The organism is Nonomuraea sediminis (assembly GCF_018531495.1).
Lineage (GTDB): Bacteria > Actinomycetota > Actinomycetes > Streptosporangiales > Streptosporangiaceae > Nonomuraea > Nonomuraea sediminis.
In genome coordinates, this window is the sequence record NZ_JAHDTI010000023.1 from 74,933 (window position 1) to 89,325 (window position 14,393).

Consider the following 14,393-nt stretch of genomic DNA (forward strand, 5'->3'; position numbering starts at 1 on the left):
AGACTCCTTACTGTGTCTTTCCGAGCTTGGCCAGGACGGGCAGCGCGTCCCTGAGGGCCGCGCGCTCCTGCGCGCTGAGCGCCGCCAACTCCTGGCTGAGGTGGCCGATCCTGGCCTGCCGTACGGCGAGCAGCCGCCGGCGGCCCTCGTCGGTGAGCTCGACCGTCCTGACGCGCGCGTCGGCGGGGTCCGAGCCGCGGGCGACCAGCCCCGCGTCCTCGAGCCGGTTGATCTGCACGGTCATGGTCGGCAGCTGGACGGCGTGCTCCTCGGCCAGCTCGGTCATCCTGCGCGGGCCGCGCTCGAGGGAGCCGAGCACCGAGTACTGCTGGCTGGTGACCGGCTGGCCGGCCGTGGTGCGGCGCAGCAGCAGGACCAGGTGCCGCAACACGGCGGAGACCTGCTCCGCCAGCTCGCCGGGATCGTCACTCATACTTAGCCAGACTAACTTAGACAAGCTAAGTAATCAAGCGTTTAAAAGCGGCACCCGGCGAGCGGGTGCCGCTTTCGCGGTGACTACGGGCGTTCGGTCTCCAGGCGGACCGTCTCGTCGACGGTGATCTCGCGTTCGGCGGCGATCGAGGGCGGCAGCGGGCGCAGGTAGGTCTGCTGCACGCCCGGCACGCGGTCCTCGACCACGAAGGTGGCCTTGGTGTACACCTCGGCGCCGGGCTGGCGCAGCTGCGGCACCACCTTGAAGTCGGCCGTGATCTGGTCCTGCTCGATCTTGGTGATCACGTAGCCGCGCTGGTTGTTGTAGAACTTCAGATGCGGGTTGATCTTCAGGTACGGGTGCTTGGCCGGGTCGGAGTCGGCGCCGTCACCCCCGGTGCTGATCGAGGTGGCCACCAGCTCCGAGCCCACCGAAGGACCCGTCGGGTCGTCGTAGTCGAGCTTGAGGTCGCTGGCCCAGTGCGCGTGCACGTCGCCGGTCAGCACGACCGCGTTGCGCACCTTGGCGTCCACCCAGCCCTGCGTGATGCGCTGCCGGGAGGCGACGTAGCCGTCCCAGGCGTCCTGGCTGGTCACCTTGGCCGGCCCCGGATTGTTGTCGCGCTGGGCGAAGAACACCTGCTGGCCGAGGATGTCCCACTGCGCCCGCGAGTGGTGGAAGCCGTCGATCAGCCACTTCTCCTGCTCGGCGCCGGTGATCGACCTGTTCGGGTCGACCGAGGCGGGGCAGTCCTTGTAGCCGTCGCCGCAGCCCTGGTCGTCGCGGTACTGCCGGGTGTCGAGCATGTGGAAGGTGGCCAGCCTCCCCCACCGGATGCGCCGGTAGAGCTGCATGTCGATCCCTTGCGGGATGGAGGTACGGCGCAGCGGCATGTTCTCGTAGTAGGCGCGGAACGCCGCCGCCCGCCGTTCCAGGAACCCGGGCGCGTCCTCCGGGTGCTCGGGGATCTCGTCGGCCCAGTTGTTGTCGACCTCGTGGTCGTCGAACACGACCAGCCACGGCGAGGCGGCGTGCGCCGCCTGCAGGTCCGGGTCCGCCTTGTACTGGGCGTGCCGCTGCCGGTAGTTGGCCAGCGTGACCGTCTCGGGGCCCTCGTGGTCGCGGACGTTGCCGCCGGGGATCGTGTAGGTGTTCTTGGTGTACTCGTACTGGTAGTCGCCCAGGTGCAGGATCAGGTCCGGGTGCTCCTCGGCAAGCCTGCGGTACGAGGTGAAGTAGCCGTGCTCGTACTGGGCGCAGGAGACGAACGCCATCGACAGCGGCCCGCTGTAGGACAGCGGGTGCGGCGCGGTCTTGGCGCGGCCGACCGGCGAGACGTACGGGCCGACGCGGAAGCGGTACCAGTACTCGCGGTCGGAGCCGAGGTCGTCGACCTCGACGTGCACGCTGTGGCCCCACTCGGGGGCGGCCACGGCCACGCCCGCGCGCACCACGCGGTGGCACCGCTCGTCGGCGTAGACCTGCCAGAGCACGGGGAAGGGCCGCTGCGGCATGCCGCCCATCCCGTCCTCGGCCAGCGGCTGCTGCGCCAGGCGGGTCCACAGCACGAAACCGCTGTGGTCGGGGTCGCCGCTGGCCACGCCGAGGGTGAACGGGTCGGTCCGCAGCCCGCGCGAGGCGAGGGTCTGCGCGGTCTCGGCGGAGGGGTCGGGGTCGGCGAACGCGGGCTTGGCCGGGATCGCGGCGGCGGCCGCTAACCCGGTGACGAGGAAGTGGCGGCGGTTGAGCTGGGGCACGGGGGTACTCCTGGGACGATCAAGCGTTCGGGACGCCTCGCAGCCTGACTGAAGATCATGACTCCTTGGTGAACACAAGGCGACATTCTTCACACCTGCCACTTTGAGTGACGATTTTCACCACATGGAACGGCATGGAACGGCCGGGAACGCCTTCTCCGTCGAGGGGTCCGGATATGTCTTCGACGATCCACAAGGAGAGGGTTATGGCTTTCAAGAGCATGCTCGCCAAGGCCGCGGGCATGGCGGCGGTCGCGGTCGGGGTTCTCGGACTCGGCCTGCCGGTCGCGGCGTCGGCAAAGGCGCCCATCAACGGTCCGACCACCTGCGCCATCCAGACCAGGAACACCGGCAACTACCTGACGGCGGTCGGCGGCGGCGGGCGCACCACGGACGTCATCCACACCGACGCCACGCGCGTCGGCTCGTGGGAGCGGTTCATGCTGATCGACTCGGGCGACGGCAGCCCGAACATCCACTACGGCTTCCTGACCACCAACGGGCACTACCTGACCGTCGTGGGCGGCGGCGGCCGCATCACCGACGTGATCCACTCGGACGCGATCCGGCTGCAGGCCTGGGAGAAGCTGTCGGCGGTGTCGCTCGGCAACGGGTTCTTCGCCATCCAGACGATCGACGGTCACTACCTGACGGCGGTCGGCGGCGGCGGCCGCACCACCGACACGATCCACTCCGACGCCACCCGCATCGGCACCTGGGAGATGTTCCGCTTCACCTGCGGCATCTGATCGCCATTCAGTGACGGCGCGGCGCGTACGGCGGGAGACGGTTCAGATCCCTGTCAGCGCCGGGCCGGCGCCGCCGCAAAAGCTCGGCCGTACGGCGGGCCCACCCTGCCGGCTGCGGAAGGGCACGGTGGGCCCGCGCGGTCGTGGCAGCCGCCTCCAGCGTCGAGACGAGCTGGAGGCGACTGTCGTCACCAGGCGCGCGGGTGTCGAGCAACGGCAGCCGCCCCCAGCTGCGCCAGTCCGTAGGCAAAGCAGGCCGCCGCCAGCCCGAACCCGTACCGGCTGTCGTCCTCTGCGATCCCCTGGCACTGGACCGGGTGTCCGGCGCCCGCCACGGCTACGGCGCCTACCACCTGGACCAGCAGCGGCGCCGGGTGCTCAAGCTCCTGGCGGCCCGCTGGGAGGCGGCGCCGCGCCTGCCGCCCATCACGCTCGGCCTCGACCCCCGCCCCGAGGCCGTCCTCCCACCCGCCGACCTGCTGCGCCCGCCGGACGGAAAGGAGGGCCGCTTCCTATGGGATTGCGTGTGAGAAGGCTGCGGCCAGGCATCCGTACCTTTCGTCACGCCGCGACGCCGACATGAACTACTGATGGCATCGCGTATTGCAGCGTCGCGAGTTCAGCAGTGTTCTCTTCGGTGAGATGCGTAGGTTGCCCAGCGGGCACCGGCTTGGATGGCGTGGTCTTCGGCGGTTATCAGGTCAATTCACCCCCGTGCTGCCGGCCGGAGCCTCCGTGATTGCCGTCGACGACGCAGAAGTCGTTGCCCTCCGGATCCCGCATCCAGGCATGCGCCTCGAACCGCTCCTTGACGGCCGCACCCAGGCCGGTCAGGCGGTCGATCTCCGCCGGCCAGTCCGCGGACACGATGTCGAAATGCACGGGTGTCTTCGACCGCGACTCGAGCTCGACCTTCTGGAAGCAGACCTCAAGGTGGGGTCCGTCGAGGATGACGCCCGGATCGGTCTCCGGCGTGTAGCCGAGCGAGGCCAGGCGGGCGATCTCCTCGTCGTCGTAGGGCCGGATGTCGAACTCGTCCAGCGCGGCCGCCCAGAACCGGTCTGCTGCGACAGCGATCGTTTCCGCTTGAAGACGATGTCGCCGAGAAGTAACAGCGCCCGATGAAAACATCGATGTGCTTCGCGGGATGGGATCACGCCGGTGATGCCGTGGTTGGCGGATGCCGTCGGACCGCTCGTGACGGGTAGGCCTTGACGCCTCTGACGCGGTCGGGTGAGTAGGTCTTCAGATTTTTCTGCGGTGATGTCGAGTGGCGTCGAGCCCGTTCGTAGCCAGGGTGAGAGGCCGGCAAGGAGCCGGTCACCACTCACCGGAGGTCTGCGATGTCCGTCATCACTACCACCGCTCCCCCCAAGCCGCTGATCATCGGCGGCCTGACCGCCGCGGTCGGCGCAGGCGCGGCGACCGCGGCCGTCGCCGCGGCGGGTGAGTTCGCCGGGATCAGTCTCGTTGTCGGCGGCGCGCCGATCCCGCTGTCCGGGTTCGCCATGCTGACCGTCATCTTCTCAGTGGCGGGCCTGATGCTGGCCGTAGGGTTGGCTCGCTGGGCTCGCCGGCCGCGCACGGCGTTCGTCCACACCACGCTTGCGCTCACCGCGTTGTCCCTGGTTCCGGATGCGCTGGTGGGCGCGTCGGTGGCCACGAAGGTGCTGCTGATGGTGACCCACGTGGTCGCCGCCGCGATCGTCATCCCGGCCATCGCCCGCCGCCTGTCCGCCTGACCCGTTTTTCGCAAGGAGTTCGCCCGTGAAGAAGTACCTGCTGGCCGTCCAGTACGACGAGAGCGCGCCATGGCCGTCCGAGGAGGACCTGCGGGAGCAGCAGGCCCGAACCGGCCAGGTGACCGCCGACATGCAGTCCGCCGGTTGCTGGGTGTTCGTCGGCGGCCTGCTGGGCTCGCACGCCACCACCGTTGTACGCCCCGGCAACGGCGCGACCACGATGACCGACGGCCCGTTCGCCGAGACCAAGGAACAGCTCGGCGGGTTCTGGGTGATCCAGTGCGACGGCCTGGACCAGGCGCTGGCCTGGGGCGAGAGATGCGCGCTGGCCTGCGGGTCCCCGATCGAGGTGCGCCCGTTCGAAGACGCGCAGTGGGCGTGAGCACCGGTGGATCTGGACGGCATCTACCGGGCCGAATACGGCCGATGCGTGGCCACGCTGACGCGCCTGCTCGGTGACATCGGCCTGGCCGAGGAGTTCGTGCAGGACGCGTTCGCGGTGGCCGTCCAGAAGTGGGATGAACTGCCACCGCCTAATCCCGGCGCGTGGATCGTGACCACCGCCCGCAACCGCGCGATCGACCGGCTGCGCCGGGAATCCACCCGCGAGGCCCGCCACGCCCAGGCGCTACTACTGCACCACGTCGACGAACCACAGGAGGTGGGACCGGTGCGCGACGACCAACTCCGCATGATCTTCACCTGCTGCCACCCAGCGCTGTCGCCGCTGGCACAGACCGCGCTCACCCTGCGCCTGCTCGGCGGGCTGGAGGTGGCCGAGATCGCCCGGGCCTACCTGGTGCCCGAAACGACCGTCTTCCAGCGGATCGTCCGCGCCAAGAAGAAGATCCGCGACGCCGGCATCCCCTACCGGGTGCCCGGCGCCGCCGAACTCCCCGACCGGCTGGCACCGGTACTCGCCGTCCTCTACCTGGTCTTCAACGAGGGATACGCCTCCACGACGGGCCGGCTGCTGCGCACCGACCTGTGCCTGGAGGCCGTCCGCCTGGCCAGGGAGCTGGCCGAGCTGATGCCTGATCAGCCGGAGGTGATAGGGCTGCTGGCCCTGCTCCTGCTCACCGAGGCCCGCCGGCCCGCCCGGGTGGGACCTTCGGGCGAGCTGGTGGTGCTCGCCGAGCAGGACCGCTCACTGTGGAACCGCGAGCTGATCACCGAGGGACACGAGCTGGTACGCCACTGCCTGCGCCGCAACCAGCCGGGACCGTACCAGTTGCAGGCCGCGATCAACGCCGTGCACACCGACGGCCCGGCAACCGACTGGACGCAGGTGCTGGCGCTGTACGACCAGCTGCTGCACCAGTCCCCGACCCCGATCGTGGCACTCAACCGCGCGGTCGCCGTCGCCGAGGTACACGGACCGGCGCAGGCGCTGGCCGCCATCGAGGACCTGGACCTGCCGGGCTACCACCTGCTGCCCGCCACCCGCGCCGACCTGCTGGCCCGCCTGGGCCGTACCGCCGAGGCTGTCGCCGCCTACGACGAGGCCATCACCCTGGCTACCAATGACACCGAACGAACCTTCCTGCAGACACGACGAGCCCGACAAGGAGCATGAGATGACAACGAAGGTCCACACCACGGAGCGGGAGAGCGTGAGCGCCACCCTGGCTTTCGCCGTGCCCGCCGCGAGGGTGTTCGCGGTGCTGGCGGACCCGACCAGCCATGCGGCGATCGACGGCACCGGCTGGGTGCAGGAAGCCGTCAACCAGGCGCCGCTGACCGGGACAGGGCAGATCTTTCGGATGGACATGCACCACGCCGACCATCCGGACGGTGACTACCGGGTGGTCAACAAGGTCGAGGTGTTCCAGGCACCGCACGCGCTCGGCTGGCTGACCGGGGTCGAGAAGGACGACGGCCGGCTGGAGCTCGGCGGCTGGCTCTGGCGCTACGACCTCGAACCGCTCGGCCCGTCCGAGACCGAGGTCACGCTCACCTACGACTGGTCGGCGGTGCCGCAGTTCCGCCGCGAATACATCCAGTTCCCGCCCTTTGGGCCCGACCATCTCATCAACTCGCTGCACCACCTGGCCGAGCTGGTCTCCGATAGGTGATGCCGCCCGACCAAGATGATCAGTACACCATCGTGCCGCTCGCAGGGGGAAGAAGAGGCTACTTCCCGCCCGCCGTGTCGCTGACCACGCTGATCTTCGCCACCGTCTTGGCCGTGGTCCAGTCCTGGGGCCGCATCCGGGGCGGCCGACCTCGGTTTCCAGTCTCAATCCACCCACCCGATCAACCGCATTCGAGGAGAGCATCATGACCGCCATCTACACCTTCGACGTCTTCACCACCCTCGACGGCTTCGGCTCCTACAACAGCATGGGCGACTGGGGCGGATACTGGGGCAAGCAAGGTCCCGAGTTTCTCGACCGCCGCCTCGCCCTGTACCGCGAGGAGCAGCGGATGGTCCTCGGGGCCAACACTTTTCGGCAATTCGTGCAGGTGCTGGGCCCGAGCACCGAGGAGTCCCAGGTGAGTGACCCCGTGAACACCCGGATGAGGAACCTGCCGACAACGGTCGTGTCGACGAGCCTCGAAGGACCCCTCAACTGGCCGGACGCGACCCTCGTGAGCGGCGACGCCGTCGACGTCGTCGCCCGGCTCAAGGAGGAGTCCGAGGTGCCGTTGCGCTCGCACGGCAGCCTGTCGATGAACCGGGCGCTGATGGCCGCCGGTCTGGTCGACCGCGTCCAGGTGACGATCTTCCCCGTGATCTCCGGTCAGACCGGAGTAGACCCGATCTTCCAGGGTGCGGCCGACTTCGACCTCGAGCTGATCGAGAGCCGGACGCTCGACGGCCACACCCAAGAGCTCATCTACCGGCCCACCCTGCATATCTGAGTCCGTCCATGCACCCTCCCTCCAAGCCATCGACCTCTTCCTCAGTGGTAGTTGTCTGATAGCGGAGGGGTAGGTGTCTGCGCCTCTGGGCGCTTCTGGCCCGATCAACCTCCGAGCGCTGTACAAACTGACCGGCAAGCGGTGCTACTGCTCACCGGCACAACCAAACGGATCAGTTTTGCTCAGCCCACGCCGAATGTCGGGCTGGATCGCGGTGGCCCGTCGGCCTTCCAGCCCATCGCATCGTCGGCACCGAATCGCCAGGATCCCGCACGGCCGCTCACGAGCGCCATCCGCTGATACGGCTAGCGCCTCACCCGTCTGTACTGATGGCATCGCGTATTGCAGCGTCGCGAGTTCAGCTGTGTTCTCTTCGGTGAGATGCGCTTCTACGTTCGGAAGCTGTCATCGGCGAATCGTGAGTTCGCAGTTGACGCGATTCGCGACGGTGGATCTTCTCAAACACGCACTTAGCTGAGGTTGCCGCTCGAGGTGGCGTCTCGGGCCATACGCACGTTCGGCAGTTTGCCTTGCCAGAGCTCTCGCTCGCCTGTGACCTTGAATCCGTGGCGTTGGTAGAAGCGGATCGCGCGCTCGTTGTAGTCGGTGACCCACAGGCGCATAGGCACGCTCCCCGCCCAGGTGAGGAACTCACCCATCAACCGGCCTCCGATGCCTCGTCCCTGGGCTTCCTCCAGCAGGTACATCGGCCCCAGGGTGACCACCTCGTCCCGGCGACCGCAGAGGAAACCGACGATCTCCGTCCCGGCGCGGACGACACGGCAGAACAGCAGATCCGGCTGCTGCCTCGCCGCCTCGATGAACTCCCGCCACTGGGCGATTCCCTCCTCTGTGGCAGAGGAGCCGCGGTGCTCATGGATCCAGTTCTCGTCGATCCCGGCGTCCTCGCAGGGATACGTCTGCAGCCAGGCCTTCAACTGCAGCGGGCCCATAGCCGCGGCGTCGTCGGCACGGGGAACTTCGATCACGTGGGTCACGAGAACCATCCTGGACGAGGCTTCCCGAGCGTCTCACGCGATTTTTCGCGATCTCGTCGCCGCCGGTCACAGCCCTGACTCCGGAACAGATCCGTTGAGCCGGACCAGATCACTTCCAGATACCGGCGTGGGCGATGTCACCGATCCGATTGAGGCTGAGCGTGACGTGCTGCTGGGTGCTCAATCGCTATTTCAATGCGGGATCTCATCATGGTCTACCACCCACCGACCCGACTTCGGGTGGCAGTCGGCCGGCCTCCCGCCGAGGTGGGAATCGCGCCGGAGGCGCGTGTGGGGTGCGGGGGCGGAGCCCCCGCATGCATCGAACACAGCCCGAGCCGCAGGCGAGGACGGCGCGGGTGCAGGGGCGCGCCCCTGCCAAGGGGGTATGGGGGAGCTTGGCTCCCCCATGAGGCCGGCCCGAAGCCGATCCGCGCAGCGGCGAAAGCGAGGACCCTGCTCTTACCAGCCGCGCTCGGCGAGGCGGTGGGGCTGGGGGATTTCGTCGACGTTGATGCCGACCATGGCCTCGCCGAGGCCGCGCGAGACCTTGGCGATGACGTCCGGGTCGTCGTAGAAGGTGGTGGCCTTGACGATGGCCGCGGCGCGCTTGGCCGGGTCGCCGGACTTGAAGATGCCCGAGCCGACGAACACGCCCTCGGCGCCGAGCTGCATCATCATGGCCGCGTCCGCGGGGGTCGCGATGCCGCCGGCCGTGAACAGGACGACCGGGAGCTTGCCGGCCTTGGCGACCTCGGCGACGAGCTCGTACGGTGCCTGCAGTTCCTTGGCCGCGACGTACAGCTCGTCCTCGGGAAGGGTGTGCAGGCGCTTGAGCTCGGCGCGGATCGTGCGCATGTGGGTGACGGCGTTGGAGACGTCGCCGGTGCCCGCCTCGCCCTTGGAGCGGATCATCGCCGCGCCCTCGGTGATGCGGCGCAGCGCCTCGCCCAGGTTGGTGGCGCCGCACACGAACGGCACGGTGAAGCGGAACTTGTCGATGTGGTTGGCGTAGTCGGCGGGCGTGAGCACCTCCGACTCGTCGATGTAGTCGACGCCGAGCGACTGCAGCACCTGCGCCTCGACGAAGTGGCCGATGCGGGCCTTGGCCATGACGGGGATCGACACGGCGGAGATGATGCCCTCGATCATGTCGGGGTCGCTCATCCTGGACACGCCGCCCTGCGCGCGGATGTCGGCGGGCACGCGCTCCAGAGCCATCACGGCGACGGCGCCGGCGTCCTCGGCGATCTTGGCCTGCTCGGCGGTGACGACGTCCATGATGACGCCGCCCTTGAGCATCTCGGCCATGCCACGCTTGACCCGGGCGGTTCCGGTGGTAGGGGTGATTTCGGGCGTGCTGCTGGACACGGTCATCCTCACAAGGGCGATCGGTAAGTTACCAAACCCATGGTAGGTCCTGAGGCATACCGCCCCGGACAGGCCACCCTGTCAGGATTTATGGTCGGATTTGTACATCACGGTGAGACGGGCTTCTTGCTGGCCAACGCGATCCACACCGGGCCCTGAGCGAAGTTCATCGGCTGGCCGTCCTCGGTGGTGTAGGTCGTGCCGTGCTCCTCGTCGGGGCGCGACCAGTTGGCCTTGTACGCCTTGCCGTCGCGCAGCACGATCGCCTTGCCCTTGCCGATGGTCTTCACCAGCGGCGTGTAGCTCTGGTGGAAGTCGTGGAACTGAGAGCGGACCGTCTGCACGTACTGGATGACGACCGTGGGCGCGCTCTGCTGCCCGCCTTCGGCGGCCATGTCCTTCTTGCCGTCCTGGGAGATCATCCACTGCTTCTTGGCGTCGGACCAGTCGAAGGTGAAGTGCGCCGCGGGCCACCGTACGGTCCAGGACTTCTTGTCCACGCCGCCGTCGGCGGGCGCGTCACCGAAGGTGAAGCCGATGTCCTTGGCCTTGTCCGCGTCCGGCGCCTTGGCCAGCAGCTTCTTGGTGCTGGCGAACAGGTTGTACGGCGCGACGCGGCCGGGCTGGCGGAAGTAGGCGCCCGGGTTCCTGGTGTCGCCCACGTCGAAGAGCGAGGCCTTGGCCATGAAGGGCAGCATCTTGGTCTGGACGCCGGAGTAGGCGAAGGCGGGCTTGCCGAACTGCGGCACGATGTGCAGGTCGGAGATGCGCGCGGACCTGACGGGGCCGACCTTGGCGGGAAGCTTCGAGGAGAAGATCGCCATCAACCGGGTCAGGCCGCCCTCGACCTGCTCGATGTAGACGATGTCCGCGCTCTTCAGCCCCATCTGCGGCTTGCCGGCCGCGGTGTTCTCGATCTTCACGGCGAGCACCGGCTTCGGCTCCTGACCGGGCTGCCCGGTGAAGGGATGTCCCTCCCCCTCAGGGGTGGGCGAGGTGGAAGGCGCGGCGGTGGCCGCCTGGGGCACCGTACCCGGCGCCGGTTTGTTCGAGGAACAGGCCGCGATGGGCAGCAGGACGGCCGCTCCGGCCAGAGATGCCGTGATCATCCGGGGTAGCCGCACCTGAGAACTCCTCCGCTCCAGCAAAAAAGGCAAGAAAACGGGAGAAGCTTACCGGCGCTCCCCAAATTAGGTCATTCAGTTGCCATAGCTTCCGGCGGATTGTCATCGATCTCGAAGAATTGCGGAAACTCGGTGTGCCCCGCCAGGCGCAGTGTCCTGGCCAGCCAGCGCCGCTGTGCCGTACGGGTGACGCCGACGGCGTTGTTGTAGAAGCGGCGCGCGTAGACCACCTTGGCCACTGCCGCGTCGAGCTCCTCGAGCAGGTCCTGACCGCCGGGCGCCTCCGACAGCTTCTCCCTGAAGCGCTCCTGGTCGACGGCCGCCCGCAGAGCCTGCGACAGGTCGCTCTCGGCGTGCTCGCGTTCCTCGGGCCCGGACATGCGGGCCTCGTGCGCGGCCGCGGCCAGCACCAGCGACGTGGCCGGATCGAGCAGCCGGGACCCGGCCAGCTCGAGCACCACGGCCCTGCGCCGCATCAGCGCGGCGTCCAGCGCCTCCTTGGCCAGCTCCAGCCGGATGTGCAGGCGGTCGAGCCGCCCCGCGCGCCAGGAGACGTACACGGCGGCCAGCACCACCACGATCCCGACGATCAGCACGACCAGGGTGGGCGTCACAGCAGGTCCTCCTCCACCCGGCCGGCGCCACTGGCGGTGACCGTCTCGTAGACGCGTACGACGTCGCGCGCCACCGTGGACCAGTCGTACTTGCGCACCGCCACCAGCGCCTCGGCGGCCAGCTTGGCCCGCCGTTCAGGAGCCTCGAGCAGCGCGGCAGCCTCGCGGGCCAGCGACTCGGGGTCGCCGTTGGCGAACAGCGCGCCCGCCTGGCCCTCGCCGAGCACCCTGCGGAAGGCGGGGATGTCGCTGGCCAGCACGGTCGCGCCGGAGGCCATGGCCTCGGCGAGCACGATGCCGAAGCTCTCGCCGCGGGTGTTGGGCGCGCAGAAGACGTCGACCGAGTGGTAGGCGCGGATCTTGTCCTGCTCGCTGACCAGCCCGAGCAGGGTCACCCTGTCGCGCAACGACTTGGGGATCTTGGCCTCGCCCGGCCCCGCGACGAGCAGTTTCACCGAGGAGGGCAGCAGCTTCATGGCCTCGAGCAGGATCGGGAAGCCCTTGCGCTCCTCGTCGAGCCGCCCGAGGAACCCGAGCGTCCGCCCGTCGGGCCCCCACCCGTCCAGGGGCGGAGCGTCGGAGTAGCGGGCGACAGTGACGCCGTTGGGGATCAGCACGGTGTCGCCGCCGAACTGCTCGACCAGGCTCTTGCGGGCCGCGTCGGAGACGGCGATGCGCCCGGTCAGCTTCTCCAGGGCGCTGCGCAGCAGCGGCTCGGCCACCGCGATCGCCCGCGAGCGGGAGAAGGAGGCGTGGAAGGTGGCCACGATCGGCCCCTTGGCCGCCCAGCAGGCCAGCACCCCCAGCGAGGGGATCAGCGGCTCGTGGATGTGCAGCACGTCGAAGGAGCCGTCGCGCACCCAGCGCCGCACCCGCGCCGCCGAGATGAACCCGAACGACATGCGCGCCACCGACCCGTTGTAGGGCACGGGAATCGCCCGGCCCGCCCCCGTCACGTACGCGGGCAGGTCGGCGTCGTCGCCGGTCGGCGCGATCACCGAGACGTCGTGCCCCTGCGCGATCAGCGCCTGCGCCAGGTCGTCGATGTGCTGCTTGACCCCGCCGGGCATGTCCCATGCATACGGGCAGACGATGCCGACCTTCATCGCGGCAGATCCTCCAGCCACAGCCGCTGCAGCATGTGCCAGTCCTCAGGATGCTGCGCGATGCCCTTCTCGAACACGTCGGCCAGCTCCTGCGCCACCGCGGCGACCTTCTCCTGCCGCGTCCCCTCCTGCGGCACCGGCAGCTCGGGGTGGATGTCGATCCCCCAGTCGTCGCCGTCGAAGTACACGATCGCCGGCAGCAGCGCCGCCCCCGTCTGTACGGCCAGCAGCGGCGGACCCGCGGGCACCTTGGTGGCACCGCCGAAGAAGCGCACCTCCACGCCGTTCTTGGTCAGGTCGCGCTCGGCGGGCAGGCACACGACGCCGCCCCGCCGTACCCGGGAGGCCAGCGTGCCGAAGTTGTGGCCGTCGCCGCCGGTGAGCGGCAGCACCTCCATGCCCAGCCCCTCGCGGAAGGCCACGTAGCGGCGGAACAGCGACTCGGGCTTGAGCCGCTCGGCCACGGTCGTGAACGGATGCCCCACCCCGACCAGCCAGGCCCCGGCCTGGTCCCAGTTGCCCATGTGCGGCAGCGCGAGCACCACGCCGCGCCCCGCGGCGACGTTGTCGTGGACGTGCTCGGCGCCGGTGACGTGGGTGCGGCGGACGACCTCGTCGACCGGCATGGACGGCAGGCGGAAGATCTCGTGGAAGTAGCGGAAGTAGGAGCGCATGCCGCGCCTGCTCAGCTCGCGCAGCTGCGGGCTGTCGGGGTCGAGCCCGGTGACGCGGGCCAGGTTGGTCTCCAGCCGGCGCACCGACTTGCCGCGCTTGCGCCACACGCGGTCGGCCGCGAACGAGAACGCCGCCGTGGTCGGCCGCTGGGGCAGCAGCGGGACGAGCTTCCACCCTGCCGCGAACCCCGCGGCCACGACCCGATCGGTGATGGACGGATCGCTCATCGCTCCCCCGGCTGCTTGCCATCGGTCTGCTTGTGTACGTGCACGACGCGCTGCACCACCGTGATGGCGCTGGCCACCGCCAGCAGCCACATTCCCACGGGCAGAATGTACGGCACGCCGAGCCCGGCGAAGCAGGCGGCCACCAGCGCCACGACGAGCCGTTCCGGGCGTTCGGCGAGGCCCACGTCGCACGTCAGCCCCAGCCCCTCGGCCCTGGCCTTGGCGTAGGAGACCAGCCCGCCGAGCACCAGGCAGGCCAGCGTCACCGCGGCCATCAGCGCGTCGCCCCGGAAGATGAAGTACATGATCAGCCCGGCGAACACGGCCGCGTCGGCGACCCGGTCGAGCGTGGAGTCGAGGAAGGCGCCCCAGGTGCTGCCCCCTCCCCCGCCGAGCCGCGCGACCACTCCGTCGAGCAGGTCGAACAGCACGAACAGCGTGATCGCCAGGGCGCCTGCCGTCAGGTATCCCAGGGGGAACAGCAGCAGGGCGGAGATCACGGTGCCGAGGGTGCCGATCGCCGTGACGGCGTTCGGGCCGATCCCGCGGCGGACGAGAGCCCTGCCCAGCGGGGTGAGTATCCGGGTCATGGCCGGGCGCAGGAGTTTCAGCATCGCGCTCAAATCGTAGGCCATCACGGGGCCGACGACTTTCTTTGCCTCACCCCTCTTGTGATATCCGCCACACGGGTATTTGGTGAACACACCGCGTCCATGTGGTTTCCATCACCTT

Annotated in this window: 17 protein-coding genes; 7 read left to right on the forward strand and 10 right to left on the reverse strand. The window is 69.0% G+C overall.

The genetic code is table 11. The features are described from left to right. Nucleotides 1–7 precede the first annotated feature (7 nt). On the reverse strand, nt 8–433 hold the full coding sequence (locus tag KIK09_RS53830; protein WP_214327389.1) for a MarR family winged helix-turn-helix transcriptional regulator: 426 nt from the start codon (nt 431–433) through the stop codon (nt 8–10). Between the two features lie 83 nt (nt 434–516). After that, the gene (locus KIK09_RS53835) at nt 517–2,190 is read right to left on the reverse strand and encodes an alkaline phosphatase D family protein (RefSeq protein ID WP_214327390.1); all 1,674 of its coding nucleotides are present in this window, start codon (nt 2,188–2,190) and stop codon (nt 517–519) included. A gap of 206 nt (nt 2,191–2,396) precedes the next feature. On the opposite strand from KIK09_RS53835, the gene KIK09_RS53840 reads away from it, so the two are divergent. After that, complete coding sequence (locus KIK09_RS53840; protein WP_214327391.1) at nt 2,397–2,939, forward strand: fascin domain-containing protein; 543 nt, start codon at nt 2,397–2,399, stop codon at nt 2,937–2,939. Between the two features lie 143 nt (nt 2,940–3,082). After that, nucleotides 3,083–3,469 (forward strand): hypothetical protein, encoded by a 387-nt coding sequence (locus KIK09_RS53845; RefSeq protein ID WP_214327392.1) that lies wholly within the window; start codon nt 3,083–3,085, stop codon nt 3,467–3,469. A gap of 166 nt (nt 3,470–3,635) precedes the next feature. Here KIK09_RS53845 and KIK09_RS53850 read toward each other — a convergent pair whose 3' ends face one another. Beyond that, on the reverse strand, nt 3,636–4,070 hold the full coding sequence (locus tag KIK09_RS53850; RefSeq protein WP_214327393.1) for a VOC family protein: 435 nt from the start codon (nt 4,068–4,070) through the stop codon (nt 3,636–3,638). 212 nt (nt 4,071–4,282) lie between these two features. On the opposite strand from KIK09_RS53850, the gene KIK09_RS53855 reads away from it, so the two are divergent. From KIK09_RS53855 to KIK09_RS53875, 5 genes are all read left to right on the forward strand, one after another. Beyond that, the gene (locus KIK09_RS53855; protein WP_214327394.1) at nt 4,283–4,681 is read left to right on the forward strand and encodes a DUF6069 family protein; all 399 of its coding nucleotides are present in this window, start codon (nt 4,283–4,285) and stop codon (nt 4,679–4,681) included. 25 nt (nt 4,682–4,706) lie between these two features. Continuing rightward, on the forward strand, nt 4,707–5,063 hold the full coding sequence (locus KIK09_RS53860; RefSeq protein ID WP_214327395.1) for a YciI family protein: 357 nt from the start codon (nt 4,707–4,709) through the stop codon (nt 5,061–5,063). A 6-nt stretch (nt 5,064–5,069) separates the two neighbouring features. After that, complete coding sequence (locus KIK09_RS53865; RefSeq protein WP_214327396.1) at nt 5,070–6,257, forward strand: RNA polymerase sigma factor; 1,188 nt, start codon at nt 5,070–5,072, stop codon at nt 6,255–6,257. 1 nt (nt 6,258) lies between these two features. Beyond that, the gene (locus tag KIK09_RS53870; protein ID WP_214327397.1) at nt 6,259–6,756 is read left to right on the forward strand and encodes an SRPBCC family protein; all 498 of its coding nucleotides are present in this window, start codon (nt 6,259–6,261) and stop codon (nt 6,754–6,756) included. 205 nt (nt 6,757–6,961) lie between these two features. Continuing rightward, nucleotides 6,962–7,546, forward strand: coding sequence for a dihydrofolate reductase family protein (locus KIK09_RS53875; RefSeq protein WP_214327398.1), 585 nt, complete (start codon nt 6,962–6,964; stop codon nt 7,544–7,546). Nucleotides 7,547–8,016: 470 nt separating this feature from the next. Here KIK09_RS53875 and KIK09_RS53880 read toward each other — a convergent pair whose 3' ends face one another. The 7 genes from KIK09_RS53880 to pgsA all read right to left on the reverse strand — a co-directional run bounded on the left by KIK09_RS53880 (nt 8,017) and on the right by pgsA (nt 14,275). Continuing rightward, nucleotides 8,017–8,544 carry a GNAT family N-acetyltransferase gene (locus KIK09_RS53880; protein WP_214327399.1) on the reverse strand — a complete coding sequence of 176 codons (528 nt, stop codon included), beginning with the start codon at nt 8,542–8,544 and terminating at the stop codon, nt 8,017–8,019. A 462-nt stretch (nt 8,545–9,006) separates the two neighbouring features. Further along, a complete protein-coding gene (gene pdxS / locus KIK09_RS53885) occupies nt 9,007–9,921 on the reverse strand; it encodes a pyridoxal 5'-phosphate synthase lyase subunit PdxS (protein WP_214327400.1) in 915 nt (304 codons plus the stop codon). A 101-nt stretch (nt 9,922–10,022) separates the two neighbouring features. After that, complete coding sequence (locus KIK09_RS53890) at nt 10,023–11,024, reverse strand: DUF3048 domain-containing protein (RefSeq protein WP_214327401.1); 1,002 nt, start codon at nt 11,022–11,024, stop codon at nt 10,023–10,025. Between the two features lie 86 nt (nt 11,025–11,110). Continuing rightward, a complete protein-coding gene (locus tag KIK09_RS53895) occupies nt 11,111–11,653 on the reverse strand; it encodes a LemA family protein (protein ID WP_214327402.1) in 543 nt (180 codons plus the stop codon). Then, nucleotides 11,650–12,759: a glycosyltransferase family 4 protein gene (locus KIK09_RS53900; protein ID WP_214327403.1), complete on the reverse strand. Its 1,110-nt coding sequence runs from the start codon at nt 12,757–12,759 to the stop codon at nt 11,650–11,652. The genes KIK09_RS53895 and KIK09_RS53900 overlap by 4 nt, the downstream gene beginning before the upstream one ends. After that, entirely contained in the window at nt 12,756–13,661 is a 906-nt protein-coding gene (locus KIK09_RS53905; protein ID WP_214327404.1) for a phosphatidylinositol mannoside acyltransferase, read from the reverse strand. The genes KIK09_RS53900 and KIK09_RS53905 overlap by 4 nt, the downstream gene beginning before the upstream one ends. Next, nucleotides 13,658–14,275 carry a phosphatidylinositol phosphate synthase gene (gene pgsA, locus KIK09_RS53910; protein ID WP_214327405.1) on the reverse strand — a complete coding sequence of 206 codons (618 nt, stop codon included), beginning with the start codon at nt 14,273–14,275 and terminating at the stop codon, nt 13,658–13,660. Before pgsA ends, KIK09_RS53905 begins: the two co-directional genes overlap by 4 nt. Between the last annotated feature and the right edge of the window lie 118 nt (nt 14,276–14,393).

What these genes read in the sequence shown, in the direction of transcription:
- pdxS (WP_214327400.1), bottom strand. Translation starts at nt 9,921, where the DNA reads ATGACCGTGTCCAGCAGCACGCCCGAAATCACCCCTACCACCGGAACC.
- KIK09_RS53830 (WP_214327389.1), bottom strand. Translation starts at nt 433, where the DNA reads ATGAGTGACGATCCCGGCGAGCTGGCGGAGCAGGTCTCCGCCGTGTTG.
- KIK09_RS53890 (WP_214327401.1), bottom strand. Translation starts at nt 11,024, where the DNA reads ATGATCACGGCATCTCTGGCCGGAGCGGCCGTCCTGCTGCCCATCGCG.
- KIK09_RS53840 (WP_214327391.1), top strand. Translation starts at nt 2,397, where the DNA reads ATGGCTTTCAAGAGCATGCTCGCCAAGGCCGCGGGCATGGCGGCGGTC.
- KIK09_RS53850 (WP_214327393.1), bottom strand. Translation starts at nt 4,070, where the DNA reads ATGTTTTCATCGGGCGCTGTTACTTCTCGGCGACATCGTCTTCAAGCG.
- KIK09_RS53905 (WP_214327404.1), bottom strand. Translation starts at nt 13,661, where the DNA reads ATGAGCGATCCGTCCATCACCGATCGGGTCGTGGCCGCGGGGTTCGCG.
- KIK09_RS53875 (WP_214327398.1), top strand. Translation starts at nt 6,962, where the DNA reads ATGACCGCCATCTACACCTTCGACGTCTTCACCACCCTCGACGGCTTC.
- KIK09_RS53870 (WP_214327397.1), top strand. Translation starts at nt 6,259, where the DNA reads ATGACAACGAAGGTCCACACCACGGAGCGGGAGAGCGTGAGCGCCACC.
- KIK09_RS53900 (WP_214327403.1), bottom strand. Translation starts at nt 12,759, where the DNA reads ATGAAGGTCGGCATCGTCTGCCCGTATGCATGGGACATGCCCGGCGGG.
- KIK09_RS53855 (WP_214327394.1), top strand. Translation starts at nt 4,283, where the DNA reads ATGTCCGTCATCACTACCACCGCTCCCCCCAAGCCGCTGATCATCGGC.
- pgsA (WP_214327405.1), bottom strand. Translation starts at nt 14,275, where the DNA reads ATGCTGAAACTCCTGCGCCCGGCCATGACCCGGATACTCACCCCGCTG.